At 33.9% G+C, this 24,497-nt stretch carries 25 protein-coding genes and 1 tRNA gene; 16 read left to right on the top strand and 10 right to left on the bottom strand.

Annotation, left to right across the window (positions count from 1 at the left end; genetic code table 11):
• Position 1: 1 nt before the first annotated feature.
• From SUSAZ_03660 to SUSAZ_03635, 6 genes are all read left to right on the top strand, one after another.
• On the top strand, positions 2 to 565 hold the full coding sequence (locus SUSAZ_03660) for a methyltransferase (protein AHC51160.1): 564 nt from the start codon (positions 2 to 4) through the stop codon (positions 563 to 565).
• 27 nt (positions 566 to 592) lie between these two features.
• Positions 593 to 676, top strand: a tRNA-Ser gene (locus tag SUSAZ_03655).
• Between the two features lie 480 nt (positions 677 to 1,156).
• Positions 1,157 to 2,215, top strand: a complete 1,059-nt coding sequence (locus tag SUSAZ_03650; protein AHC51159.1) for a glycosyl transferase — start codon at positions 1,157 to 1,159, stop codon at positions 2,213 to 2,215.
• A 246-nt stretch (positions 2,216 to 2,461) separates the two neighbouring features.
• Positions 2,462 to 3,826: a phosphoglucomutase gene (locus tag SUSAZ_03645; protein ID AHC51158.1), complete on the top strand. Its 1,365-nt coding sequence runs from the start codon at positions 2,462 to 2,464 to the stop codon at positions 3,824 to 3,826.
• A complete protein-coding gene (locus SUSAZ_03640; GenBank protein ID AHC51157.1) occupies positions 3,823 to 4,218 on the top strand; it encodes a hypothetical protein in 396 nt (131 codons plus the stop codon). Before SUSAZ_03645 ends, SUSAZ_03640 begins: the two co-directional genes overlap by 4 nt.
• A gap of 98 nt (positions 4,219 to 4,316) precedes the next feature.
• Positions 4,317 to 4,694 carry a hypothetical protein gene (locus SUSAZ_03635; GenBank protein ID AHC51156.1) on the top strand — a complete coding sequence of 126 codons (378 nt, stop codon included), beginning with the start codon at positions 4,317 to 4,319 and terminating at the stop codon, positions 4,692 to 4,694.
• Positions 4,695 to 4,751: 57 nt separating this feature from the next.
• Here SUSAZ_03635 and SUSAZ_03630 read toward each other — a convergent pair whose 3' ends face one another.
• Complete coding sequence (locus SUSAZ_03630) at positions 4,752 to 5,204, bottom strand: hypothetical protein (protein AHC51155.1); 453 nt, start codon at positions 5,202 to 5,204, stop codon at positions 4,752 to 4,754.
• Positions 5,205 to 5,232: 28 nt separating this feature from the next.
• Positions 5,233 to 5,919 (bottom strand): D-arabino 3-hexulose 6-phosphate aldehyde lyase, encoded by a 687-nt coding sequence (locus SUSAZ_03625; protein ID AHC51154.1) that lies wholly within the window; start codon positions 5,917 to 5,919, stop codon positions 5,233 to 5,235.
• Positions 5,920 to 5,989: 70 nt separating this feature from the next.
• Here SUSAZ_03625 and pyrG point away from each other — a divergent pair, with 70 nt between their 5' ends.
• A complete protein-coding gene (pyrG, locus tag SUSAZ_03620) occupies positions 5,990 to 7,579 on the top strand; it encodes a CTP synthetase (protein AHC51153.1) in 1,590 nt (529 codons plus the stop codon).
• On the opposite strand, the gene SUSAZ_03615 is transcribed toward pyrG, so the two are convergent.
• A complete protein-coding gene (locus SUSAZ_03615; GenBank protein ID AHC51152.1) occupies positions 7,550 to 7,846 on the bottom strand; it encodes an ArsR family transcriptional regulator in 297 nt (98 codons plus the stop codon). The genes pyrG and SUSAZ_03615 overlap by 30 nt on opposite strands.
• A gap of 134 nt (positions 7,847 to 7,980) precedes the next feature.
• On the opposite strand from SUSAZ_03615, the gene SUSAZ_03610 reads away from it, so the two are divergent.
• Together SUSAZ_03610 and SUSAZ_03605 are read left to right on the top strand one after the other, a co-directional pair.
• The gene (locus SUSAZ_03610; GenBank protein ID AHC51151.1) at positions 7,981 to 8,244 is read left to right on the top strand and encodes a Sm ribonucleo; all 264 of its coding nucleotides are present in this window, start codon (positions 7,981 to 7,983) and stop codon (positions 8,242 to 8,244) included.
• Positions 8,245 to 8,277: 33 nt separating this feature from the next.
• Complete coding sequence (locus SUSAZ_03605; protein ID AHC51150.1) at positions 8,278 to 9,489, top strand: S-adenosylmethionine synthetase; 1,212 nt, start codon at positions 8,278 to 8,280, stop codon at positions 9,487 to 9,489.
• Here SUSAZ_03605 and SUSAZ_03600 read toward each other — a convergent pair.
• The 3 genes from SUSAZ_03600 to SUSAZ_03590 are packed head-to-tail and all read right to left on the bottom strand — an operon-like array spanning position 9,481 to position 13,979.
• A complete protein-coding gene (locus tag SUSAZ_03600; protein AHC51149.1) occupies positions 9,481 to 11,298 on the bottom strand; it encodes a hypothetical protein in 1,818 nt (605 codons plus the stop codon). The two genes, SUSAZ_03605 and SUSAZ_03600, sit on opposite strands and share 9 nt — an antisense overlap.
• 2 nt (positions 11,299 to 11,300) lie before the next feature.
• A complete protein-coding gene (locus SUSAZ_03595; GenBank protein ID AHC51148.1) occupies positions 11,301 to 12,161 on the bottom strand; it encodes an RIO-like serine/threonine protein kinase fused to N-terminal HTH domain in 861 nt (286 codons plus the stop codon).
• A 33-nt stretch (positions 12,162 to 12,194) separates the two neighbouring features.
• On the bottom strand, positions 12,195 to 13,979 hold the full coding sequence (locus SUSAZ_03590) for an RNA-binding protein (protein AHC51147.1): 1,785 nt from the start codon (positions 13,977 to 13,979) through the stop codon (positions 12,195 to 12,197).
• Between the two features lie 32 nt (positions 13,980 to 14,011).
• On the opposite strand from SUSAZ_03590, the gene SUSAZ_03585 reads away from it, so the two are divergent.
• Genes SUSAZ_03585 through SUSAZ_03565 form a run of 5 tightly spaced genes read left to right on the top strand, consistent with a single transcriptional unit; the run spans position 14,012 to position 16,899 of the window.
• Entirely contained in the window at positions 14,012 to 14,263 is a 252-nt protein-coding gene (locus tag SUSAZ_03585) for a hypothetical protein (protein ID AHC51146.1), read from the top strand.
• On the top strand, positions 14,263 to 14,727 hold the full coding sequence (locus tag SUSAZ_03580; protein AHC51145.1) for a hypothetical protein: 465 nt from the start codon (positions 14,263 to 14,265) through the stop codon (positions 14,725 to 14,727). Before SUSAZ_03585 ends, SUSAZ_03580 begins: the two co-directional genes overlap by 1 nt.
• On the top strand, positions 14,699 to 15,382 hold the full coding sequence (locus SUSAZ_03575; GenBank protein ID AHC51144.1) for a hypothetical protein: 684 nt from the start codon (positions 14,699 to 14,701) through the stop codon (positions 15,380 to 15,382). Before SUSAZ_03580 ends, SUSAZ_03575 begins: the two co-directional genes overlap by 29 nt.
• A gap of 48 nt (positions 15,383 to 15,430) precedes the next feature.
• On the top strand, positions 15,431 to 16,138 hold the full coding sequence (locus SUSAZ_03570) for a glutaredoxin (protein ID AHC51143.1): 708 nt from the start codon (positions 15,431 to 15,433) through the stop codon (positions 16,136 to 16,138).
• A 53-nt stretch (positions 16,139 to 16,191) separates the two neighbouring features.
• Positions 16,192 to 16,899: a hypothetical protein gene (locus SUSAZ_03565; protein ID AHC51142.1), complete on the top strand. Its 708-nt coding sequence runs from the start codon at positions 16,192 to 16,194 to the stop codon at positions 16,897 to 16,899.
• On the opposite strand, the gene SUSAZ_03560 is transcribed toward SUSAZ_03565, so the two are convergent.
• Positions 16,889 to 17,407: a deoxycytidine triphosphate deaminase gene (locus SUSAZ_03560; GenBank protein ID AHC51141.1), complete on the bottom strand. Its 519-nt coding sequence runs from the start codon at positions 17,405 to 17,407 to the stop codon at positions 16,889 to 16,891. The genes SUSAZ_03565 and SUSAZ_03560 overlap by 11 nt on opposite strands.
• Positions 17,408 to 17,553: 146 nt before the next feature.
• On the opposite strand from SUSAZ_03560, the gene SUSAZ_03555 reads away from it, so the two are divergent.
• Entirely contained in the window at positions 17,554 to 19,350 is a 1,797-nt protein-coding gene (locus SUSAZ_03555) for an ATP-dependent DNA ligase (GenBank protein ID AHC51140.1), read from the top strand.
• A gap of 53 nt (positions 19,351 to 19,403) precedes the next feature.
• On the top strand, positions 19,404 to 20,384 hold the full coding sequence (locus SUSAZ_03550) for an RNA procession exonuclease-like protein (GenBank protein ID AHC51139.1): 981 nt from the start codon (positions 19,404 to 19,406) through the stop codon (positions 20,382 to 20,384).
• Here the strand turns inward: SUSAZ_03550 and SUSAZ_03545 are convergent.
• Genes SUSAZ_03545 through SUSAZ_03535 form a run of 3 tightly spaced genes read right to left on the bottom strand, consistent with a single transcriptional unit; the run spans position 20,377 to position 24,495 of the window.
• Positions 20,377 to 21,486 (bottom strand): FAD-dependent oxidoreductase, encoded by a 1,110-nt coding sequence (locus SUSAZ_03545; protein AHC51138.1) that lies wholly within the window; start codon positions 21,484 to 21,486, stop codon positions 20,377 to 20,379. The two genes, SUSAZ_03550 and SUSAZ_03545, sit on opposite strands and share 8 nt — an antisense overlap.
• Positions 21,483 to 22,877 (bottom strand): hypothetical protein, encoded by a 1,395-nt coding sequence (locus tag SUSAZ_03540; protein AHC52447.1) that lies wholly within the window; start codon positions 22,875 to 22,877, stop codon positions 21,483 to 21,485. Before SUSAZ_03540 ends, SUSAZ_03545 begins: the two co-directional genes overlap by 4 nt.
• The gene (locus SUSAZ_03535) at positions 22,843 to 24,495 is read right to left on the bottom strand and encodes a nucleotide pyrophosphatase (protein AHC51137.1); all 1,653 of its coding nucleotides are present in this window, start codon (positions 24,493 to 24,495) and stop codon (positions 22,843 to 22,845) included. The genes SUSAZ_03540 and SUSAZ_03535 overlap by 35 nt, the downstream gene beginning before the upstream one ends.
• Positions 24,496 to 24,497 lie beyond the last annotated feature (2 nt).

The raw sequence follows: 24,497 nt of genomic DNA, 5'->3' as shown, positions 1-24,497 counted from the left end.
GATGAGCGAAAAGATAATAGTGAATGATGTAGTGAACGGAATACCTCTAAGCCTGGAAAGTAGTAGAGGTTTATTTTCCAAAGATAAGCTAGATCTAGGTACAAGAATTTTACTAGAGAACTTAGTTTTGCCTAATCATGGAATTGTAGCCGATATAGGATGTGGATATGGACCAATAGGTATATACATTGCTCTTGTAAATCAGAACCTTAAAGTCTACATGATCGATGTCGATAAGAAAGCAATACACTTTACATCGAAAAATGTTAATAAATACAATCTTAGTAATAGAATAACAGTGATTAAAAGTAATCTATTTGAAAACGTACCAAATGATCTAAAATTTACTGGAATTTATTCTAATCCTCCCTTAAAAGCAGGAAAAGAATTCATAGAAAGACTTTCTGAAGAAGCAGGAAGACGTCTTGAAATCGGAGGAATAATAGAGGTAGTGGTATATAAGGGAGAAGCAAATGTTGTTATGGAATTTTCTAAGTTTCTAAATGAGGTGAAGGTTTATAAGAGAGCTAAGGGTTATTCACTAGTTCTAGCGGTTAAGTATTAAAGGGTGAAAAAGTATCTATATAATGCTGCCGGGGTGCCCGAGCGGTCCAAGGGGCTGGCCTTGAGAGCCAGTAGGGTTATCCCTGCGTGGGTTCAAATCCCACCCCCGGCGCTGTGGGGGACACCCCCCACTCCCCCGTTGCTATTTTTCAATTTTAGGTAAGTCTCAACTACGTCAATTAAGGAACCAACGTAAGTTTCCCTTGTCCCACAGTTCACATTCTCTATCTTATATACATAATCCGCCCTTTCCTCTCGCGTATAATATAGTCACCGTATTTGCAACGCGTCTTATTTTTCGCCATCTCCACACCCAATACTACAATTACAATTAGCAGTTATAGGCTATGTAAACCATTAATTTTTGAAATGGAAATATGCGCTTAGTTGAAACAAGACGACAAAATATTGATTAACATAAAATTATTGAATTTTTATTAGATATTATGCATAAAAATCAGTTCAAGTCACTTTAAATCGTTGTTCTCTGTTAATTTATCGGAAAGATACAGGTCAGAATTGAAAAGATTTTTGAAATACTGTAAGGGTTTTAATGTTATACTTCATGTTATTGATAAGGAAAGGATGATTCATGTATAAGGTCTGGATGTTGACTCCACTCTTTCTTCCAGTGAGAGGAGGTACAGAAGTTCATGTGTTCAATTTAAGCAGGGAATTAGTTAAAATGTCTATCGACGTTGAAGTTCATACAACGAGAGATACTTACACGGAGAGAGGGAAGCTCCTTCCATTTGAGATCATAGATGGAATAAAGGTAGTAAGACATAAAAGAACGTGGATCTATAGAGATTCTCCTTCAGTTCTCCACTTTCATAACTTAGGGAGGAAGTTAAGTACCTGGAACCTTTACACTTTTCTCTTTTTCTCTTTACCGTTAGGAGAAGCTCCATTGGTAATGACCCCACACCACATTTTTGTAAGTGATCAGGGTAGAGTCATAAACTGGTTAAAGAGAGACATAGGAAAGAGAGTCGATAAATTAATTGCAGTAAGTGAATGGGAGAAGGAGGAGATGATAAACCTTGGGTATGACGGCTCTAAGATAGTCGTAATCCCAAACGGAGTTGATGATATGGCATTTAATTATCCCAAATCTGAAGGTCGTGAAGACTATTTACTTTACATTGGTAGAATAAGTCCCGAGAAAAACCAGCTCTTTGCGATTGAATGTATTAAAAATCTGAACGTGAAGCTTATCCTGATAGGACAAGTTAGGGATAAGGACTATCTAGAGAAGATTATGACAAGAGTCAGTGAATTGGGTCTTGAAGATAAAGTGAAATATTTAGGCGTAGCCAGTGAGGAGGAAAAGTACTCCCTGATGGATAAGTCGTTGGCTGTTATTCTTACTTCAGATATAGAGGCAGAAGGTATCGTCATAAAGGAGGCTATGGCCAGGGGAGTCCCGGTGATAGTTGGTAATAGAGCTAAGGTTCTATCAACGATAGTGAAGGATGGGGTAAACGGGTTCATGATTTCCAGTTGCCAGGACCTGAAGGATGCTGTGGAGAAGCTTAGAGACCCTAAAATAAGGAAAGAGATAGGGGAGAATAACATCTCTATTTCTAGGGAATGGAGATGGAGGAACGTAGCTTTAAGGGTGCTTGAGCTCTACAAGAGTTTAAGCTAAAAATCTTGTCCATGACAAGATGATATCACAAGACAAATTTTAGCCATTAGCATAAAGACTTAGGCAACTAAGATTACGCATTTCTGATTTCCATGTATTTGAATGCTAACTTAAAAAAACACGTAGTTTTTCATAACATAATTGTTATCTAAATAGTCTTCGTTGTACCAAATTTATGAAGGATTTTTGACCCTTAAAATTAATAGAAGAATTACGTTTATATAATTTGGTAAGCTAGTTAAAAGTATGGGTAAATTATTCGGCACTGATGGAGTTAGAGGCTTGATAAATAGGGATCTGTCTCCAGAGCTTGTCCTTAAACTTTCACGAGCCATAGGCTCGTTCTTCGGTAAGGGCAGTAAACTATTGGTAGGGAGAGATGTTAGAGCCGGAGGAGATATGTATGTTAAACTAGTTGAAGCGGGACTATTAAGTACAGGAGTAGATGTTTTTTATGGCGGACTGGCACCTACTCCTACTTTACAGTATGCTGTAAAAACGTTAGGATATGATGCAGGTGTAATTGTTACTGCAAGTCATAATCCGCCAGAGTATAATGGAATCAAAGTAATAGATAAGGACGGAGTTGAAATAAGAAGAGAGAAAGAAAATGAAATAGAGGAAATTTTGTTTAGTGAGAGGTTTAATAGTATTGAATGGAAAGCTCTTACTAATGACGTGAAAAAAGAAGATAGAGTGATTCCGACCTATGTGAAAGGGATATTACAGCATGTAGATACTGAGAAGATATCTAAAAAAGGATATACTGTATTAATTGATTCTGCAAATAGTGTAGGAGGGTTAACAAGTCCATTAGTAGCAAAAGAGTTAGGATGTAAAGTATATACCATAAATGGAAATTTAGATCCGTTATTTCCAGCTAGAATGCCTGAACCCACATTTGAATCTCTAGAAGAAACCGCAAAAATTGCATTAACACTAAAAGCCGATCTATCGATAGCCCATGATGGAGATGCTGACAGAGCAATTTTTCTTGACTCCGAAGGCAGAGTTCAGTGGGGAGACAGAAGCGGGACCTTATTATCATATTGGAGTCATGTGAAGAACCCTAAGGGTAGTAGAGTAATTGTTACTGCGGTATCCAGCTCTAGTCTCACAGAGGAGTATTTAGTAAAATACGGTCTTGAGGTTTTATGGACAAAAGTAGGTAGTGTTGACATTGCACATAAACTGCAGGACGAGAAAGGATTAGCAGGTTTTGAGGAAAACGGTGGTTTCATATATCCACCACATCAATACGTTAGAGATGGTGCAATGAGCTTTGCCTTAATGCTAGAATTTATGGCAAGTGAGAATTTATCTTCAGCCCAATTATTTGATAGATTACCTAAATATTATCTAGTTAAAACTAAGGTAAATTTAAAACCACAATATGACATACAGCGGTTATATGGAGATCTTATAAAGTCCTATGGTAATAGGAGAAAAGTGATTACTATTGATGGTGTTAAAATAATAGGAGAAGACTTTTGGTTCCTGGTCAGAAAGAGTGGTACAGAACCTATCATTAGGATACTAGTAGAGGCTAAAGACGAAAGTAAAGCAATGCTTTTAGCTGAAGAATTAAAAAAATTTGTAGAAAGCAAATGAAGTATAGGCTGTTAGACCTATTAGCATGCCCTATTTGTAAACACTTTCCCTTAGAATATCACATTTTTTCGTACAAGAAAATACAAAGAGAGATAAAGGATGAAAAGAAACCATTATGCGAAATTTTCTGCTCATTTAAGAACATAAATATTAGTGAAACTAAATCATCAGATCTACCATGTGATGAATGTTACCAATATGAGATCGTAGATGCCCTGCTCTATTGTCCAAATTGCAAAAGATGGTATCCAGTTATAGATGAAATACCTAGAATGTTACCTGATAAACTTAGGAAAAAAGAAGAAGAAATAGATTTTCTTAAGAAGTATAAGGATAAGATACCAACAAATATAGTTGAGGAAGGACTGCCATTTAATCTGAAAGAAAAATAACCCTAACATATGTTTATTAATCTGCAATCACATATGATTTATTGGTGTAATAGGTGGAAAGTAGTAATTATCTCTCAAACCTTGACGAATGGATAAAAATGCAGAAAAACCTTCTTGCAACATTAAAGGAGTTGGAGAAGAAGTATCAAAATTCTAGTTCTGACAGATTAGACTTAATACTTGCAACTAGAGTAGCCTTTCAACATATATTAAGGACAATAAAAGCTTTCGATCAATGGCTACAGGATCCCCAGATAATAAAACACATGCCCAAAGAGATGCTCGAAGATGTAATGAAAACAACTTGGGAGTTACTAGAGAATCTTTTAGAACTTGATATAAGACATACCAGTGAATTTAAGGACTTAGTAGTCAAATTAAGCAAGGAAGGAAAACTAGATCCATTAATATGGAGCAGACCAGTAGAAGAAGGACAGCAACCTCAGCAGACTAGAAGAGGATTTATGCCAATGTAAAATTAATCTAACTTTTAGTGAAAATTTATCAAAAATTATTGTATTCTAATTTAAAAATTAATATCTTCTCCTTGACCTTAATCTATTTTCTTCATCTATTGCAGTTATCTTAGATTTAATATCATTTATTTTTTGTGTTAAATTATTCTTAAAATCTTCCTCTATCTGTTGAGAGTCTAGAAATTCTATACCATTATTGGTTAATTTAAGTTTCTTACTTTGTGGATCAGTCTCGATGAAACCTAAGTACAATAATGTGGTTAGGTCTTCCTTTAGTACCGGACTATACACGTTATTCCCAAGGACATTAAATTGATATCCTAGATCTAGCCCCTTTTGCTTCAAATCATTAAGAGCTGCAACTAGTGCTTTTTCAGATACTCCACCTACAGTTTTTAGGAAATATAATAATAATACTTTCTTCTTATCTTCTTTTAATGCGTCAGGAGTTATCACTTGTCTATTAACCATCTTAACATCTTTTGATTTAGTCTGACCGGGTTGAGACAAAACAACACCTCGATAATTCATATACTAATTAGGCATTAATTATTTTAACTATTTCTTCAGTTGCCTTGAATGGATCATAAGCCCTCGTAATAGCACCGCCTACCACGAATATATTTACAGGTAAATTCGCTAGCTCTTTTATTCTATCTTTATTTAATCCACCTGCAACAGAGATAATCACATTCAAATTACTTATTTCCACTATTTCATTCTTTAAATCTACTATACTTATACCTCTCTTTTTCTGAACGTCTAGCCCAACGTGTAGACCGATTATATCAACTTGCAATTTCTTTAGTTCTTGAGCTCTTCCTATAACATCTCTTACATTTATAAGATCTGCCTGTACTAGAAGACCTAACTCATGAGCCCTTTTAACTGCGCTTTCTATTGTAGCATCGTCCATTATCCCTAGAACTGTCATAATATTAGCATCTCCTGCTTTTGCTATTTCAACTTCAACGTCTCCAGCATCAGCAGTTTTCGTATCAGCAAGAATTATACCATTTGGATTCAATTCTCTCAATCTCTTTAAACCCCTTATCCCTTCTGCTTTTACAAGAGGGGTTCCTGCTTCTATTATACCAGCACCAGCTTTAATTGCCTGAATAGCAACTTTCTCAGCATCTTGAATATTTATAAAATCTAAAGCAACTTGTATAAGCTTCGCATTTTTTAGATTAGAGATAAGTCTCATCATAATCGCCTCATACATAACTCATACTCTTAAACTAAACAATTGACTTTTAAAACTGGTGTTCATAAAATTATAGCTGTGATTTCCCTTGACTAAGTACATTATAGTTACAGGAGGAGTTCTATCTAGTGTAGGAAAGGGTACTATAGTTGCTTCAATAGGTTTTCTCTTAAAATCTAGTGGTTATAATGTAACTGCGATAAAAGTTGATCCATATCTAAATGTAGATGCAGGGACAATGAATCCATATATGCACGGCGAAGTCTTTGTGACAGATGATGGAGCTGAAACAGATCTGGATTTGGGGCATTATGAAAGGTTTATTGGGATAAATACGACACGTTATAACAATATAACTGCAGGTAGGGTTTACTTTGAGGTTATAAGGAAAGAAAGAGAAGGGAAGTATTTAGGACAAACAGTTCAAATTATACCTCATGTGACAGACGAAATAAAGGGATTAGTTAAGAAAGCAGTTGATGATACTAATGCGGAAATTGCCATAATCGAAATAGGAGGCACTGTAGGTGATATAGAGGGTTTGCCTTTCTTGGAAGCAGTTAGACAAATGAAGCTAGAAGAGGAAGAGAACCTTATGTTTATTCATGTAGCACTCGTTGAATACTTAAGGGTTACAGGTGAATTAAAGACAAAGCCATTACAGCATAGTGTACAAGAGCTGAGAAGAATTGGAATCCAGCCTGACATGATAATAGCAAGATCCATATTACCTCTTGATGACGAAACGAAGAAGAAGATCGCATTATTTACCAATGTAAAACCAGATTATATACTGTCTAATTACGATGTAGAGTTAACCTATGAAGTCCCTCTTATTTTAGAGAAGCAAAATATAACAAAAAAGATATTTAATAAATTAGGATTGGAACCAAAGGAACCAAACGTTGCTGAATGGTTAGAATTTGTGGAAAATATGAAGAACCCTTCAAAAGAAGTTAAAATAGCTTTAGTAGGAAAATATACTAAACTTAAGGACAGTTACATCAGTATTAAAGAAGCGATTTATCACGCTGCTGCAAAACTTAGAGTAAAGCCCACATTGGTATGGGTAGAGTCTTCAGACCTAGAAAAATCAGAAGATGAAATTAATAAACTTAAGGACGTTAACGGTATTATTGTTTTACCTGGCTTTGGATCCAGAGGCGTGGAAGGAAAAATACAAGCCATAAAATTTGCTAGAGAAAATAACATACCATTTCTTGGCATTTGTTTTGGAATGCAACTAGCCATTGTAGAATATGCTAGAAATGTGTTGGGATTAAAAGAGGCTAATACGACCGAAGTAAATCCAACTACGAAGTATCCGATTATAACTCTCTTGGATAATCAAAAGAAAATAGTTCAGGTAGGTGGTACCATGAGATTAGGAGCCCAAAAAATTATACTAAAGGAGGGCACTTTAGCATATTCTGTATACAATTCTCCACACATATATGAGAGACATAGACATAGATATGAGGTGAACCCTGAATATGTTGATCTTCTTCAGAAATACGGTATGATAATATCAGGTGTAAGTGAAAATGGATTGGTTGAGATTATAGAATTGAAAAACCATAAGTTCTTCCTAGGTACTCAAGCACATCCAGAGTACAAGAGTAGACCTTTATCACCTTCTCCTGTTTTCCTAAACTTCCTTAGTGTCGCCAGTGCTTAAAGATATGACAATAGTAGTATATTTTGATTTCACTATTTTCTTTATACCTTTCATGCCATTTTCGTATTTTATTTCAATTAGCCCTGCATCTTCTAGTTCAGCTAACTGGCTACTTATATTCCCTTTTGTCATATGAAGAAACTCACTTAACTCGGTTACGCTCATTGGCTTTTCTGCAACCAACTTGAGTATATTTACTCTGCTCATTACACTGAGAGCCTTAGATACTTTAATTATGTCCTCTGGTTCAGTCAATATTAATTCCATATCTGCTATATTATTTGTAAAAATTTATAAGCGATACTATTCATCGTAAAACTATGTAAGTTAACGTGAACAGGAAAAAATAAGAACTCTTTTATATTAGACATTATCAGAAAAAGAAAGTGAGGAGACTTACTGTGCAAGCCAAGATAGAAAATCCTTTAAAGAGTTTGAAAACAGCGTTGAATAAAATCGTGCTAGTTAAACTCAAAAATGGCGAGGAATATGTTGGGAGATTAGAACAAAGCGATGGAACAATGAACTTAGTATTAAAGGACTGTACTGAATATAGGGAAGGAACTAGCGATCCAGTTGCCAAATATGGAAGGGTACTTATTAGGGGAAGTAACATTCTATTTATAAGCATAGACTATGAATCAATAATGGGTAAGGAAAAATAATTTTATAATAAACTCATGAGAAGAGGAGTCCTAATGACAAAAAATATAAATGTACAACAAAGTCACTGGGCTAATCCTGATAAATTAGAAGTTGAATTAGCAGAAAGAAAAGGAGTAGGACACCCAGATTATATTGCTGACTCGGCATCTGAGGAAGCTAGTAGGAAACTATCTCTTTATTATCTAAAAGCATTTGGTACAATATTACACCACAACTTGGACAAAACACTAGTAGTAGGAGGACAAGCAACTCCTAAATATAAAGGAGGAGATGTGGTTCAACCGATTTACGTAATTGTATCTGGAAGAGCTACAACAGAGGTTAAGACACCTAGTGGAGTTGAAAATATACCTATCGGAACAATTATAATTGAAAGTGTAAAGGACTGGATAAAGGAGAATTTCAGATATCTTGATGTGGAAAAGCATGTAGTTGTTGATTATAAAATAGGTAAGGGTTCGACTGATTTGGTGGGACTATTCGAGGCTAACAAGCAAGTTCCACTTTCTAATGATACGAGCTTTGGAGTTGGATTTGCACCTTATTCAACACTTGAAAATTTGGTTTTAAGCACTGAAAGATTGTTAAATTCCAAAGAGATAAGATCTAAAATACCTGAGATAGGCGAAGATATAAAAGTGATGGGACTAAGAAAAGGCAAGGAAATAGAGTTAACTGTAGCTATGGCTACAATTAGTCAATTAATAGATGACTTAAATCATTATTTACAGGTAAAAGAGGAGGCTAAACAGAAAATACTAGATCTTGCATCAAAGCTTGCTCCTGAATACAGTGTAAAGGTAAATATTAACACAGGTGACAAGATTGATAAAGGGATCGTATACTTAACTGTGACAGGAACTTCTGCTGAACATGGAGATGACGGTATGACAGGACGTGGAAATAGAGCTACAGGTCTGATAACACCAATGAGACCAATGTCTCTTGAAGCCACAGCGGGTAAGAATCCAGTAAATCATGTAGGAAAATTGTATAATGTATTGGCGAATCTTATAGCACAAAAAGTACATAAGGATGTTAAAGGAATAAACGGAGTACAAGTTGAAATATTAGGACAAATTGGTAGACCTATAAATGATCCACTAATAGCAAATGTCCAACTTGCAGCTGAAAACATTACTACCGAAATCAAAAGAGAAGTAGAAGGAATAACAGATGAACTGTTAAGCTCTGTGACAAAATTATCAGAACTAATACTTGAAAGTAAAACAATGCTATTTTAACCTAGACTTTCTATAATTATCTATTAGTTTCTTAAGATCTATTTTAGACGACTCTTGGCTAAGTCTTTCCCTATATAAAATATTCAAGTCTTTAAGTAAAGATTCTGGAATTATTATATAGTCGTCTCCTACATACTTTATCATATCATCTGAAATCTGCTCATCAAATAAGAAAATTTTCTTGTTCAGCAATCTCATATATATGGGAAAATTATCCTTCTTAAGGACTATATACTCATTTTTGATAACCTTATCAAGTATTTCAGCCATATTTTCTATCATCTTCTGTTTATTTACTATAGCAAAATTTAGATTTTCAATAACTTTTTGCATATTCTGAATTTCTAACTTTAGTTCATAGATTTTTCTATCACGTTCAACTTCTGCGTTAAATTCAACCCTAATTTCGTCTAACTTATGCTGTAATATACTATTTTGGAATACAAGTTCCCTTATTCTGCGTTTTAATCTTTCTATTTCTTTTTTATATTCCATCAATTCTTCAGCTTTCACATAAGTATCAGGAACTGTTTGAGTACTGTTTTTATCTTGAACTATTTTGATCTCTTCATCAGATTTCCCGATCTCTTTCTCTATTTCATTCTCTATACACTCATTTATTGTACTACCTTTTATTATACACTCTAAGATCTCGTGCTCCTCGATATCTAAGTCCATTCTTCTCAGAATTCCTTCCGCTTGCCTTAATTTTTGAGACACTTCATGATATGCTTTGAGCGCTGCTGCTAAAGAGTCTCTAACGTGAGGATCATTTATTTTAATTCCATGATTCTCCGAAAATCTGGAAACTAATTCTGTTTTTTCATCAATACTTAAAGAATTTTGAGGGATAAATAATCTGCATCTCAGTTGTGCTGAGATCTTTTTCACCGTATCTGAAGCCGGATTTACATCAGTAGCTATAAGAACTGGTTTTCCGTATTTTTTTATTATTTCTATTATTTCCTCTCTGTCTATATTTCTTTTGCTATCTAAATAGATAGGATTTGAATAAATATCGATAATTGATATTCCAACTTCTATTCCTGGATCCACACCTACTATTACAGGTTTCAGTAGCCTTTTACTATCCTTAAACTCAATCTTGTTTTTGTATATCGATTTAATTTCTACCTTAAGATCATGGCCCCTCATTTTCTTTACTATACCGTATAGACTCTCTCTCGGAGCATATACTATAAATACAGCTCTTTCAATTCCCATTTTACTTCTTTTTACAACGTAATCATAATCAAAACCATGTTTATTCAATTCTTCTTTAATCTTTTTTGTAGCTCGTAGAACTAGTCCCCTTAAATTCCTTTTGTATCTATTACTACTCATCCCCCCTGGTCCTATGGCTCTACCTCTTGATACGATAATTTTAGTCTTACTTTCCCTTAGGGAGATTGCAGTACCTACATTTTTAAAGGCTAGTAACGCATTATAATAAGCAGTCTTGATCGGATTTAGTTTACCTTGAACCTCTATACCTAAACTTCTTAGAATTTCCCTTAGGTCTTTGAATTCTCCTTCTATATACGTTACCTGAACTAACTCTACATTATCAGGCAACATTGATATAATCTTAATTAATTTTCTCTCATTCGGAGCTAATTCATAAATATTATCTAACGCTATTTTGGAAGGTCTTATTTCCCAAACTAGTCTTAGTAGTTTTCCTATGTTTATCCCTTCTTGCTTATACTCAATTTCGCCTTTGTCATTTAATACTACAATTGCATAAAGGGGAAGCCTAGATGAAAGAGGACTACTCCCAGCTTCAATATCTACACCTATAATTTTCATAACTACCCCTTAACATAGTTTAAGGTTTCTTGCACTCCCTTTATTATATTATATTTCTTTGAGAAATAATAAAGGATATTGGTTATATCCCTAAGTAAGATCTCCTCATTCTGTATATTTGTACTTTGAGGCCAATCAATAACGTAAGATCTGTCGTTATCGAGAGAATATAAAATGTTATATTCACTTAAATCTCCATGTATAATATTACACTCCTTATACGCTATCCTCACAGTGGACAGAATGTCATTTAAAGCATTCTCTGGATCCGAAATCTCGATTTTATACAACTCTTTTCCATAAATATATTCCATAGCTATAGCATTAAGTGAAGATCCTAAGGGAGAGGGCACTTGCCCATAATTACTTTTAACACATTTCAAAGCGTTATATTCTTTTTCTGCGTTATGTACAGCCCTTCTTATCCAACTAGAATCTGTATCTTCTCTATATTTTTTATAATTTCTATAACTTCTTCCAAGTTTATGATACTTGACTATGATAGGATCCCCGTCAAAATTATAGCCAATATAAACTTCACTTTCCTTCCCTGTTCCTATCATAATTCCTAATTTATTTAGAATTTTATTTACGTACAAATTCTTGGTCGAAATTACATTAAGACCTGTGAATGTTATTTTATATGCATTTTCACCTAGAACCGACTCTTTTGATACGAGCCTTAAATCATATAGTTTATATAGGGAAGACAAAGTTTCTCTCTTACTTATCCCCAACTCATCTGAGATTTGACTTAATTTTATCCAGTCATGAGTTGCAGTTTTCTCGTATAGAAACTTGAGAAGCCTATAGTCCATAGGTCCTATTAATGATACTCTTTCCGCTAAAGTGAGATTAGGCATTTCTTAACTATATTTTTATCAAATCGAATAGCTTTATGTCTTTCTTGAAATTAACCTAGATTTTCCAGGCAATTGCCTTATAATTTCTTCTTTTAAAATTCTAAGCCCCTTAACTCCACTCGATTGTGATAGATACCTCAATATCTTTTCAGATATCTCTTCTAAATCCTCATCTCCAGGTCCTATTACAACATAGTTTTTAGTCCTTGTTTCTACACTGTACACACTACCATAAAGGAGACCTACTTCGTCGTTCTGATTCATTATACCAATTGCTAATTCAAGTTTCACATTTTTTATGAAATTCTTTCTTCCATAGATCATAAAAGAGCCTTTAGCCAAATATTCACCACTAGGGGGAGACTTACTAACTTGATTACCATAAACCCAGAAAACATCTACACTACCTAAACCTGTCTTCCAAGCTCTAGAATAACACGCAGCTATATATGCAGCGTCTAATATATCGTCTTCAGATACTTGTCCTGAATTTGCTTTTAACACCGTAGCAGCTGCACCTTGAATATCGGCATGAAGAAAAATATCCTTTTCATCAAGTAGTTTTCTAACTATGCTCTCGTTCTGATCTGAGTCTCTTCCTGCAATAACAATATGACCATTTCTTGTCATACCCCAATGATATTTTTCATACCACTCCTTTTTCCTAAGCGATATTCTTATCTCTTCTTTCCTTTCGTCTATTTTAAATTGTAATTCTGAAAGTTTTTTCCTTAATTCTTCTAGGACTTCTCTCGCTTTCTTTGTCTTTTCAGAATATTCCTTAGCTAGATCATAATATTTAGAGGCATTCTTATAAACTGTTAATTTAGGATCTATGTCTATCGAGATATTGTTTATTTTTAAGGTTACACTATTTTTCTTATTACTATTTTTAATAGTGTTCTCTACCAATTCATAATTAGTGATAATTGTTTCTGCAATTTGTCTCATCTCAGACTCTTTTTTAGCATACTCCTCTATTTGACTCTTCAATTCCTCTATGGTTTTTTCTAGGTTGCCCTTTTCCTTCTCTAAATTCTTGTCTACCTCTGTTTTTACGATATCCTTTTCCAGTTGTGTGAAATAATCGTCTAATGCGTCATTATATGAGTTGTACTCTACACATTCATCTGTTTTAATTGGTAGTACTGTTACGTTTCTAATAAGACAATTGAAGAATTTTCCTCCTCGTATGGTGTTTAGAAGATCATTTATCCTATTTTTTACCCCATCTAACTCTTCTAAACTGTTAATTTTTATATTTAAAGCTTCTAAAATTTCCTGGGGAACACCTAATATTCTGGTTAAATTACCCTTATTAATCAATTTCTCTATTTCGTCGCTTGTTAAAGAGGCTGGTTGTGGGGGAGGTAAATATTCAATTCCTAATCTTATAATTCTATCTCTAAATTCCTTATATTCAGTGGAAAAGAGGACTTTATTATTCCCATCTGTTATAACCAGAAGCCCTCTCGGTAGTAATTCTATGTATATCTTTCTGTCAATAAGATCAATTTTAGCAATCCTTTCATTGCCCAATATATCGATAGATTTTATTATTTTTTCTTTTATTAATTCTCTAATTAATCTTACTTCTCCTTCACTTGACTTTTCTCTATCGTATCTCGTAAAATGAATTCTCTTGCCTGGCTCCACTATTAGAAATTTATCCGTATTCTTAGAGTGTAATTTAAATAAATAGGCTTTTATTCCAGTAATCTTATATACATTATCTATCCTACTACCTTCTATTATACTTTTATTTTCTGTTATCCACGCTAAAAGATCTATATAAGACATTGAATTTTTTTTGTTCACTTTTTTACCCCTTATTACTCTAATTATTAGTCGTGGAGAAAGAAGATAAAATAGTAATTGTTAGAGGCATAATAGGTATTTGCGCAGGTATAATATCGTTTTTCTTAATACAAAACATATTGGCTTCACTAATTACTCCCATAGCCTCATACTTACTATCTATTCTTATCGTTAACATTCTTTTTCGAAATGTAAGTAAAAGTAAATGGGATCTTTTTGGAAGAGGAGTTGCAATACTGTTTTCTGCATGGCTTTTAATATTTCTGGCATTATATAACGTATAGTGCAGGGGCAAAAGTTTATTGCAGATGCGATGCTAGGTAAACTTTCTAGATGGCTTAGAATATTAGGATACGATACTTTGTATAGTAAGGACTTCGAAGACTGGCAAATAATAAAGATAGCTAAAAATGATAGTAGAATTATACTAACGATGGATAGAGGACTATGTTACAGAGCTAAAAAGAATGATCTAGAATGTTTTTACGTAAATACTGAATTGAACATAGAAGAGATACTAGCCATGCTTGCTATAAAATACAAGATTGATTTAAATGCAGATCCGAATTATTCAAGATGTACTAAATGCAATGGTATCTTAAAGAAGGTTGATGAGAATAGATGGAAATGTACTAGATGTAAAAAAGAGTATTGGAAGGGGATGCATTGGAAGAGCATTCAAAATATAATTATTAAGGCTAAAAGTATAAGTGAAAAATATGAGTTTAGAACAACTAGTAACAATTAATGACCTTAACGTGGATATTGGAAAACAACTTATTAAAATTGCTCGTGATTCTATAAAGAATAGATTTAAATTAGCTGATTTAAACTTAGATGAGTATAAAAATCCTGTTTTGAATAAAAGAGGTTTAGCTTTTGTCACTATAGAAAAAATTGAAGAGGAGAGAACATCATTAAGGGGTTGTATAGGATATGTGGAGGCTGTGGCTCCATTAAAGGAAATAGTTTCTAAGGCAGCAGTAGCTGCAGCATTTTCTGATCCTAGATTTCCACCTTTGTCAAAAAGTGAGTTAAATGATATCTTAATAGAAGTTACCATACTGACTAAACCGGAAGAAATCAGTGTTGAGGATAGATGGAAATTACCATCATTTATAAATGTGGGAGAAGATGGACTTATAGTAGAATATGGAATAATGTACAGTGGACTTTTATTACCGCAAGTTGCTTCAGAATATTGTTGGGATTCTGAAACATTTCTAGCTGAAACATGTATAAAAGCAGGCTTGAAACCTGATTGTTGGTTAAATAAAAGGGTGAAAATAAAGAAATTTAATGGATTGATATACCGCGAGATTAACAAAAACACTGATGAAATCATAGTTCTTAGACCCAGCGACATTAAATGTAAAAAGTCTCAGCATTCGAATTTACAATAGATACATTTTTATTCAACCAAATAAATGATTATCTTTAGTGTGAACATGATGGAAGGAGAATTTGCAGAATTATTTACAGATGAAATAAGACAAGCATTAATTGACGCCTTAAAGGATATGAAGTCAACAGTTCAGGTTCATTTATTTATTGATTCAAAGGATCCCCACTGCCACTACTGCGAAGTGACAGAAAAATTTCTAAACTTTGTGAAGGACGCGTCACCAAAAGATAGTGCTGGAAAATCCTTACTAGAAGTCACTGTTGTGGATAAGGCTAACCCCGACCAAGCTAAGACATTCGAAGAATTCGAGGTTACTAGGGTTCCTACAGTGGCCTTTCTTGGAGGTAAATTAAGATGGACTGGTGCACCATTAGGAGAGGAAATAAGAGCATTAGTAGAAACTATAGTAAGGCTTTCTCAGGGTGAAAGTGGTCTAAGTAAGGAAACTGTGAATGCAATAAAGGAGAAACTAAATGGTTTTACAAGGATAACTACAGTTGTTACTCCCTCCTGTCCTTACTGTCCTTACGCAGCATTACTAGCACATATGGTTGCTTTTGAAGCTTGTAAAGTAGGTAAATGCAATGTAATATCAGAAGTTGTAGAGGCATATGAAAACCAGGATATAGCTGAAAAATATCAAGTTATGTCTGTACCAACAATCGCAATAAATGATTCAGTGGAGTTTATAGGAGTACCTTATGAAGAGAACTTCATAAATACCATACTTGAGAAACAATCTGAGAAACAATAACAGGCCTCAATTATAACTAATTTTTTAATACAGAGGAGAAGAGTAGTTAGTGAATGAAGACCATTTATATAAAGTTATCTGAAGAAGAATATAAGCAGTTAGAGGAAAGGGCTAGGAAAGAAGGTTATGTTCTGGTTTCTGAATACATAAGGTCAATTCTTTTGAGTAATGAAAGTCAGAGAACAATTACGAGAGCAGAGGCTAGCAATGACCTAATAAACCAACTAATGTCAAGGTTAGAGAAAAAAGTTATTGACTTTATTAACCCATTCACTGCTCAACTAGAAGAACTCAAAAAAAAGATAGCTGAATTATCAGAAAGAATAGAAGAACTAGAAGACAAGAAGATTGAAAAACAAGATCAGATCTCCAATAAACCTTTAGAAGCTAGACAGCAACAGAGTAAAAAGGATGATAAACAGATTCAGCAACAGTCTCCCAAAAAAACTGCAATCGAAATACTTAATGAACAAGGAGTTATATTTGAATCTGAGGTAAAGCTTAGAGATCCAGATGCCTTCTTTAATAAATTAGAAAGAGAAGGAGCAATGATAATAAATACACAGAAGGAAAGAATTGCATTGAGTAGAGAGTTCTTTGAGGAATTTCAAAACAAAGTAAAAGAGATACATTCATCTGATAAAGAGGAAACTGCGAGCAAACTGGAAACAAGAGAAGCCAAATTATTTAGAAAACTTGTGGAAGAAGGATTAGCAATCTATAATTCAGAAATAAAAGGATGGGAAATTCTTATAGCTTAAATCTTGGTATGGTTACTCCTTTCTGTCCTTGATATTTACCTTGGTAGGGGTTCTCTACAGGCGTTAATGTCCTAGCAAAGATTAAGTGGAGGAAACGGGTTCCTCTCCTTATTTTCACAGGAAATGATGAACCGACCACCTCTATTGTTAGTTGACCTTCAAATCCTGCGTCAACAATTGTTGGTGGGATGAATAGCCCAAGTCTAGCGAAGGTTGAGCGTAAGTTCACAAACGCCATAACATCATTTGGTAATTTCATATACTCTTCTGTAACCAGTAGTACATGCTCATGTGGACTTATGATGAATTCCTCTCCCCTTTCCTTGTAAAAGAATGAGTAGTCCGGGTTGTCTGGGTCAAAGACCTTATCTGTCTTCTTAAACCTAGCAATCTCATTACCTACCCTGAGGTCTATACCATTCTCCCTCACAGAGTCACCATAAATAGGCTCAACCTTAATCCAACCCTTTTCTAAATAATATTTTAAATCCCTATCACCAAGAATCATATTGAAATTCCTCTTATTCCTTGTTACATTATTAAATGTTATTAATCAGTATTACACAAAACAAATATATCAGAGTAACTCTGAGTCTTCACTGATCAGCTATTTTATGTCATCATTTTTATTTATGTTCAGGGTAAATAATTTATGTGGAGTTTAAATTAATTGCTGAATATTTTGACAGATTGGAAAAAATTTCATCAAGAATTCAACTCACAGCTCTCTTAACGGATTTGTTAAAGAAATCAGATAAGGAAATAATAGATAAAGTAATATATATTACTCAAGGTAAATTGTGGCCAGATTTCTTTGAAAAGCCTGAAATCGGACTTGGAGAAAAACTTATGATTAAAGCACTCTCGGTTTCAACTAACATAAAAGAAGATGAAATTGAAAAGCAATTACGAATTCTAGGTGACCTAGGAGAGGTAGCTTACAAACTTAAGAGAACTAATTCATCACAAAATGTCCTATCGTATTTAGGTTCCACTAAGGTAACTAAGCTAACTGTAGAAGAGGTTTATGAATCACTGAGTAAGATAGCATTGTCTGAGGGAGAAGGAAGTAGAGATATGAAAATACGTTCCCTAGCAGGGCTCCTCAAAAAAGCTGATCCATTGGAGGCTAAATACATAATTAGATTCATTGATGGTAGATTGAGAGTTGGCATAGGTGATGCCACAATCATGGACGCGTTAGCAAATGTATTTGGTGGTGGAACTGCGGCACGGCCATTAATAGAACGCGCATATAATTTGAGAGCTGATCTAGGAAATATAGCTAAGCTTTTAGCAGAAAATGGCATAGAAGCTATAAAGTCGATTAAACCAGAGGTTGGAATACCGATTAGACCTATGCTTGCTGAAAGATTAACAGACCCATCAGAAATATTAGCCAAAGTTGGCGGTAAAGGAATAGTAGACTATAAGTATGATGGAGAGAGAGCTCAAATTCACAAAAAAGGTGAGAAAGTTTATATCTTCTCTAGACGATTAGAGAATATAACCAAACAGTACCCAGACGTTGTTGAATACATTAAAAATTGTATCAAGAGTAATGAAGTTATTCTGGAAGGAGAAATAGTTGCGATAGATAAAGAAAGTGGAGAGATTCTTCCCTTCCAGAACCTAATGCATAGGAAAAGAAAGAATGATATAGGTGAGGCTATAAAGGAGTATCCGATCAATGTATACTTATTTGATCTCATGTATAATGACGGTGAAGATTATACGCAAAAACCCTTACCAGACAGAAGAGAAAAATTAGAGGAAATTGTAACACAGAACGATATAGTTAAGGTTGCAGATCACAAATATATTGATAAAGTCAATGAGTTGGTAGAGTATTTCCATCAGGCTATTAGCGATGGTACAGAAGGTGTTATAGTAAAATCTGTAGGTAAAGACTCAATATATCAAGCAGGAGCCAGGGGATTTTTATGGATAAAATTAAAGAAAGACTATCAAAGTGAAATGGCTGATAGCGTTGATCTGGTTATTGTGGGAGCTTTTTATGGCAGGGGTAAAAGGGGAGGTAAACTGAGTTCCTTATTAATGGCAGCATATGATCCAGATAAAGATACTTTCTATACCGTGTGTAAAGTAGCATCAGGCTTCAGTGATGCTGAATTAGAGGAAGTACAAAAGATGTTATCTGACGCTAAACTAGATAAAAAAGATCCTAGAGTGGAATCTGAAATACAACCAGATATATGGGTAAAACCAAAATACGTAGCTGAAATCATTGGCGCCGAAATAACGTTATCTCCATTACATACTTGTTGCAAAGGTGTTGTTTCAGAGGAAGCTGGTTTATCCATAAGATTTCCACGCTTCATAAGATGGAGAGATGATAAAAGCGTTGAAGAAGCCACAACGCCAAATGAGATATTAGAGATGTATCAGAGTAGACTGAAAAAGAAAGTTGAAGATATAACAGAGACATAGAAGCTAATATTATATGATAAAACTTCATAAACTTTTAGGATGACATAGAGTAAATGTATGATATACTGAAGAATGGAGCGATTTTGATAGGTAAGAATTTTACTGTAGATGGGCATTATAAAAGGCTATTCAGGGCTATAACACATTTTCATTCTGACCACTTAACGGAATTAGAGAAAAGTCTTAAAGAATGTACTAGTATTATAGGTACGCCTGCGACTATTGAAGCATTGGATGTACTTGGGTATACAGTACCTAAACATAAGAAGTTTCCTTTAGAGTATGGCATAGAAATAGAACTTTCAGGTGAGAGAATAAAACTGGAAAAGGCTGAGCATATACTAGGAGCTGCTCAAGTACTAATTAAAACAGACGAAACGGAAATTGCATATACAGGAGATTTCAGAGAACCTGGAAAAGGAACTAAAATATTAAATCCAGATATCCTAATTATCGATGCGACTTATGGAAATCCAAGGTTAGTAAGGCAATTTAAGCAAGATATTGACATGCTGTTTGCTGATTATGTTTCGGATGAACTTCTGAAAAGACCTGTTAAAATTTATGGTTATTATGGGAAGATTCAAGAAGCAATGAAAATACTGAGAAAATATGGTGTTGAAGCACCTTTCTTGGTAGATAATAAGATAGAGAAACTAACACGTATCTTTACTAAGTATGAAGGGGATTTAAAAAACATATTTAGCTTAAATACACCGGAAGGTAGAGAAGCATTAAAGAATAATTGGTATGTAGCCTTTGAGCATGCTACACAGTTTAAGAAAAGGGATAAATTTCATGCTAATTTCCTGTTAGATGGATGGTTGATAGATAACATAATAAAAACACTAGATCAGAATTCTTTTGTTATAGGTATGAGTAGTCATGCGGATTTTGAAGAAACTGTATACTATATTGATAGTACATCAGCAGATTTGATTGTTGTTGATGGAAGCAGAAGTCAGTACGCGAAAGATTTAGCTTCATATATAAACACGCACATGAAAAAGAAAGCGCTTGTCTTACCTAGATAACAAGTTTTTCTCCTATTAATTTGCCTTCTTTAAACCTGTCTGGCGAAAATCTCGTTATTTGGTTGTCAACATATCCATCTAAAATAAGCTTAGATAATATTTTCCCAGAATAAGGAGAAAACATCATTCCGTGGCCACTATATCCTGCGTCTATATAAAGACCTTCAGGCCACTCATTAGAAAATCCCATAATATGTGAATTATCAGGAGTCATTTCATAATATCCACTCCAGCCTCTCATAATTCCTATGCCTTCTGCACCTTTTACCAGACTTCTGACTCCTCTTAAAAACTTAGACAGTTCCTGAATAGAATTAGAAAATTCATAAAATCCATATTCATGTGGTGTTGAAGTTCCTCCAATTATCTCTCCCTTCAAGGTATGTGAGAAGTATACCTGGTTAGTTTCATCTATCACTAATGGTTTTACCATATATCGTAGACTTTCTGTTATAAATATCTCCTTTTTTTCAGGAAAAATGGGGACATTAAAATTATTTTTCTTCATAAGTTCGCCACTCCATGCTCCTGCTGTTATAACAACAGTATCACCATTCACTACTTCGCCAGTGGAAAGTTTTACCCCTTTAACCCTGGAATTTTCTATTATTATTTTATCAGCTTCTCTATAGATGAACTGATACTTATCCTTTATTTTAAGGTAGTAGCTATACAGAAGATAATCATGATGAAATGATCCGTTTTGAGGTGCAAAGTAGCATTCACCATCAAATTTTAGAAACTCAAATTCATTACACCTAATAAACTTACCACTTATTCCTTCTTCCCTCCATATACTATCTAATTTATTTATTGTTCTAATTTCCTCATCGGTCCTTAAAATCCATAAATAACCTGTATTAAACATAAAAACGTTTAGAATAAGTTCTTTGTACTGAGACCATAAATAAGGTATTGCACTCTTTGCAAACTCAATATTTTCCTTACTGTTAAAATGATACCTATATCTTGACGCATTTCTACTGCTACTACCGTATCCAACATTCTTTGCTTCAATTATACTTACGTCTTTAATTCCTTCCTTATACAGATGATAAGCTAGGCTTAATCCATGTGAACCTGCTCCTACTATTATGATCATAATATCACCGGATATATGGGTGATCTATAAGAGATTAGTCTGGAACTTTTTAAGTAGTCGCCAAGGTTAATAGTACATGCCTTTCCTTGACAATGACCAGTTCCTAAACCAGTTATTCTTTTGAGCCTTTCTACGTCCTTTTCGATTCCCAATGAAAGAGCAAAATTGATATCCTCCATGGTTATATCTTCACATTCACATACGATTCCATCATTTCCATAATTATACGGAGATTCATTTTGCTGATTAAAATTATATTTTTTCAATTCTTCTAAAAATCTATCGATTTCCTCTCCCTTAGAGGCTTTCCCACTCAAATAACTTAAGTATTCATTATCTATTCCTCTCATTCCTCCTACTATGAATAGATTCTTATTTCTGCCTAATTGATCATGAACAGGAACATATAAATGCCTACCAGCATCATATATATATCCAATTCCTATACTTGAAGTAATTTCCAGTCTGGGTTGTTTAGAAACCGAAAATACAATCAAATCTGCCTCTAAAGTAGTTTTATCTGTCTGAACTATAAGTTTTCCGTTATTACTCTCTATATTATAGATATTTCCATTAGAAATCTCAACTCCTTTTTTATCTAATTGTTCCTTATAATAAGGTGATAGGGAAATAGCAATATTATTAGGAACAAGAATAGTAGATTTTTTTGCGTGTAATGCGGTCCTAGCTGCTAGATCGCTATAACCTAATACAAGAATTTTCTGAAATTTGTTTTTAAGCCTTTTAAGATAAAATTCCCTCGAAACTATGCCAGGTGTATTATTTCCTGGAAATATGGGCTTAAGACACCTGCCTCCCCCGGCTAGAACGATTTCATTAGCTTTTACAATCAAGATCTGATCTGCCGTATCGAATACCAGCCCTTCGTCAAATTTTCCTAAAAATTTTCCGCTTATAATGTGATTCTGATAATACTTGTATAATTTTTTTAATTCTTCGATTATAAACAACCTTTCTAAAGTATATTCGTCAAATAGGATATCACCTAACTCTTCTCTAGTTATTAATAAGGAATTTTCCCTCATACTTGCTAGACCAGAAGTTCCACCACCTATTATTAATCTCTCAACAGTCACGTCTCTAATCTCTTTATTTTTCCCGTTATTAATTGGCTTATATTTATACGGTAAATCTTGCAAATTCGAGATTATAGGTAATAAACTAGGTGTTCTAAGAAGCCTGTTAGTGTGAATAAGCCTGAGACTACTCGGAATCGTCATGAAGGGTTTTTTAACATTAATCTTTTGTTCAAATACGTTGACTCTATTTCCTTCAGAATCTACTTGTTCGACGTAAGGCATACCTTGTTCTTCATAACTTATGCCAATTAGCTTTCTAGCCTTTTTCGATATTGTTGCGGGAATACTCATAAATTTCTATCAATTTTGAAATTGGGGCACCATCAAATTTAACATTATTTATCCTGAAGAGACTCAGAATTGTAGGTGCTATATCTATAATTCTCAGGCTATTAATACGCAATGTATTCTTAAAATTATTATTTTTGCTATAAATTATAACTATACCATACAAATCGTTCTCTCTAAAATATCCATGCTCGCCTGTAGCTGTAACATAAGGTTTAACGTTTTCTAGTACTTCCTGATTAGCTTTAACCATACTACTAATTCCATAATATCTCCTAACTCCCATAATTGTAATATCTCCTTCTCGATCTGACGAAGGTACTTCGTTTGCGTAAATAGACGTAAAAATTTGTTCATTTTCATCTTTTAAATTCTCCAAGTTTTTAACAATTCTTTTTACTAATTTAGGAAACTCCTTAATAGAAACTATACCTCTATTTTCACGACCACGCAAATTAATCCTAATTTGACCACCACCAACATAATAGGCTTTAGTTTTAGACCAATCAATCTCATCTTCCGACCTTAATTTTAAAATATTCATTTTTTCAAGGAGTTTATTTACATAAACCCTCTTTTTTATTTTCTCTATTCCATGATCAGACACTATGAAAATTAGAGGAGCATAATCTAGTTGTAATTTTATGAATTCGTCGGCCATCAAATAACCTTTAAGAATGTATTCATACGCTTTATCATCATCTATTCCGTATAATAGATGCTGTAAATTGTCTACTATAGGTAGATAAGTTATAGCTAAATCCCAGTTTATATTATCTAGTAAATATTTGGTGTAATTTTTAAAAAAATTGAATGTTAGATCTATGGTTTTCATATATTCTTCAAATGTTATTATTCCTTTACTTAATGACGGATAGTCTCCATCTAGCATCATTCCATATTTTAAACTTACATAATTCCATACATTTTCCATTATAGAGGGTTTATTACACCATTCTTTATTATAGAAGCTTACAGGACTTAAGTATATGCTATCTTCTCTTGCATGAAGAAATGATATACCTGTTAACTCATTCTTGCCACATTTACCGTGTATTTCTATAGGTCCATACCAATCTCCCTTCGATATTTCAATACTCTTTTCTCCCGATGGAGAACTATATGATACGTAATAACCGTTACTCTGTCTGCTCTCCACTAACCATATTTTTCCTAGGACTTTATTTTCACCACTTCTAATTACTTTACCATCACTACATTTTCTAATTCTACTTCTATAAGGATCTAAAAGAACTAATCCTTCCATATTCCACCTGTCGGGTAAAGCTTGAGGAAAAGAAGCCACTAAAACATTATATCCCTCTTTGGCAAGATAAACCCATATCGGATTTACTTTTAGGGCTTTACTATTATATGCAGACAAAGGTTTATCTAATGATGAATTTTTTAAATAAATTTTAGACGAGTTTACACCATTATTTTTTGGGTTAAATCCTGTAGCTAGAGATGCAAGTGCAACTGGTGTTAAAGATGGAAACACAGATTCTAATTTACTGTAGAATCCCTTTTCAATCAAATCTTTCATTACAGGTAACTTATCCTTAATACGCTCAAATACAGAGAAAGATAATCCATCTATTACTACTAATAATACTTTCAAAT

It is taken from the genome of Sulfolobus acidocaldarius SUSAZ (assembly GCA_000508305.1).
Taxonomy (GTDB): domain Archaea; phylum Thermoproteota; class Thermoprotei_A; order Sulfolobales; family Sulfolobaceae; genus Sulfolobus; species Sulfolobus acidocaldarius_A.
This window is presented reverse-complemented; position numbering and strand designations above follow the sequence as displayed.

What these genes read in the sequence shown, in the direction of transcription:
- SUSAZ_03540 (AHC52447.1), bottom strand. Translation starts at nt 22,877, where the DNA reads ATGAGTATTCCCGCAACAATATCGAAAAAGGCTAGAAAGCTAATTGGC.
- SUSAZ_03625 (AHC51154.1), bottom strand. Translation starts at nt 5,919, where the DNA reads ATGTATGAGGCGATTATGATGAGACTTATCTCTAATCTAAAAAATGCG.
- SUSAZ_03600 (AHC51149.1), bottom strand. Translation starts at nt 11,298, where the DNA reads ATGAAAATTATAGGTGTAGATATTGAAGCTGGGAGTAGTCCTCTTTCA.
- SUSAZ_03660 (AHC51160.1), top strand. Translation starts at nt 2, where the DNA reads ATGAGCGAAAAGATAATAGTGAATGATGTAGTGAACGGAATACCTCTA.
- SUSAZ_03575 (AHC51144.1), top strand. Translation starts at nt 14,699, where the DNA reads ATGAGTTTAGAACAACTAGTAACAATTAATGACCTTAACGTGGATATT.
- SUSAZ_03595 (AHC51148.1), bottom strand. Translation starts at nt 12,161, where the DNA reads ATGCCTAATCTCACTTTAGCGGAAAGAGTATCATTAATAGGACCTATG.
- SUSAZ_03550 (AHC51139.1), top strand. Translation starts at nt 19,404, where the DNA reads ATGTATGATATACTGAAGAATGGAGCGATTTTGATAGGTAAGAATTTT.
- SUSAZ_03640 (AHC51157.1), top strand. Translation starts at nt 3,823, where the DNA reads ATGAAGTATAGGCTGTTAGACCTATTAGCATGCCCTATTTGTAAACAC.
- SUSAZ_03605 (AHC51150.1), top strand. Translation starts at nt 8,278, where the DNA reads ATGACAAAAAATATAAATGTACAACAAAGTCACTGGGCTAATCCTGAT.
- SUSAZ_03615 (AHC51152.1), bottom strand. Translation starts at nt 7,846, where the DNA reads ATGGAATTAATATTGACTGAACCAGAGGACATAATTAAAGTATCTAAG.
- SUSAZ_03560 (AHC51141.1), bottom strand. Translation starts at nt 17,407, where the DNA reads ATGATTCTTGGTGATAGGGATTTAAAATATTATTTAGAAAAGGGTTGG.
- SUSAZ_03650 (AHC51159.1), top strand. Translation starts at nt 1,157, where the DNA reads ATGTATAAGGTCTGGATGTTGACTCCACTCTTTCTTCCAGTGAGAGGA.
- SUSAZ_03565 (AHC51142.1), top strand. Translation starts at nt 16,192, where the DNA reads ATGAAGACCATTTATATAAAGTTATCTGAAGAAGAATATAAGCAGTTA.
- SUSAZ_03635 (AHC51156.1), top strand. Translation starts at nt 4,317, where the DNA reads ATGCAGAAAAACCTTCTTGCAACATTAAAGGAGTTGGAGAAGAAGTAT.
- SUSAZ_03645 (AHC51158.1), top strand. Translation starts at nt 2,462, where the DNA reads ATGGGTAAATTATTCGGCACTGATGGAGTTAGAGGCTTGATAAATAGG.
- SUSAZ_03545 (AHC51138.1), bottom strand. Translation starts at nt 21,486, where the DNA reads ATGATCATAATAGTAGGAGCAGGTTCACATGGATTAAGCCTAGCTTAT.
- SUSAZ_03570 (AHC51143.1), top strand. Translation starts at nt 15,431, where the DNA reads ATGGAAGGAGAATTTGCAGAATTATTTACAGATGAAATAAGACAAGCA.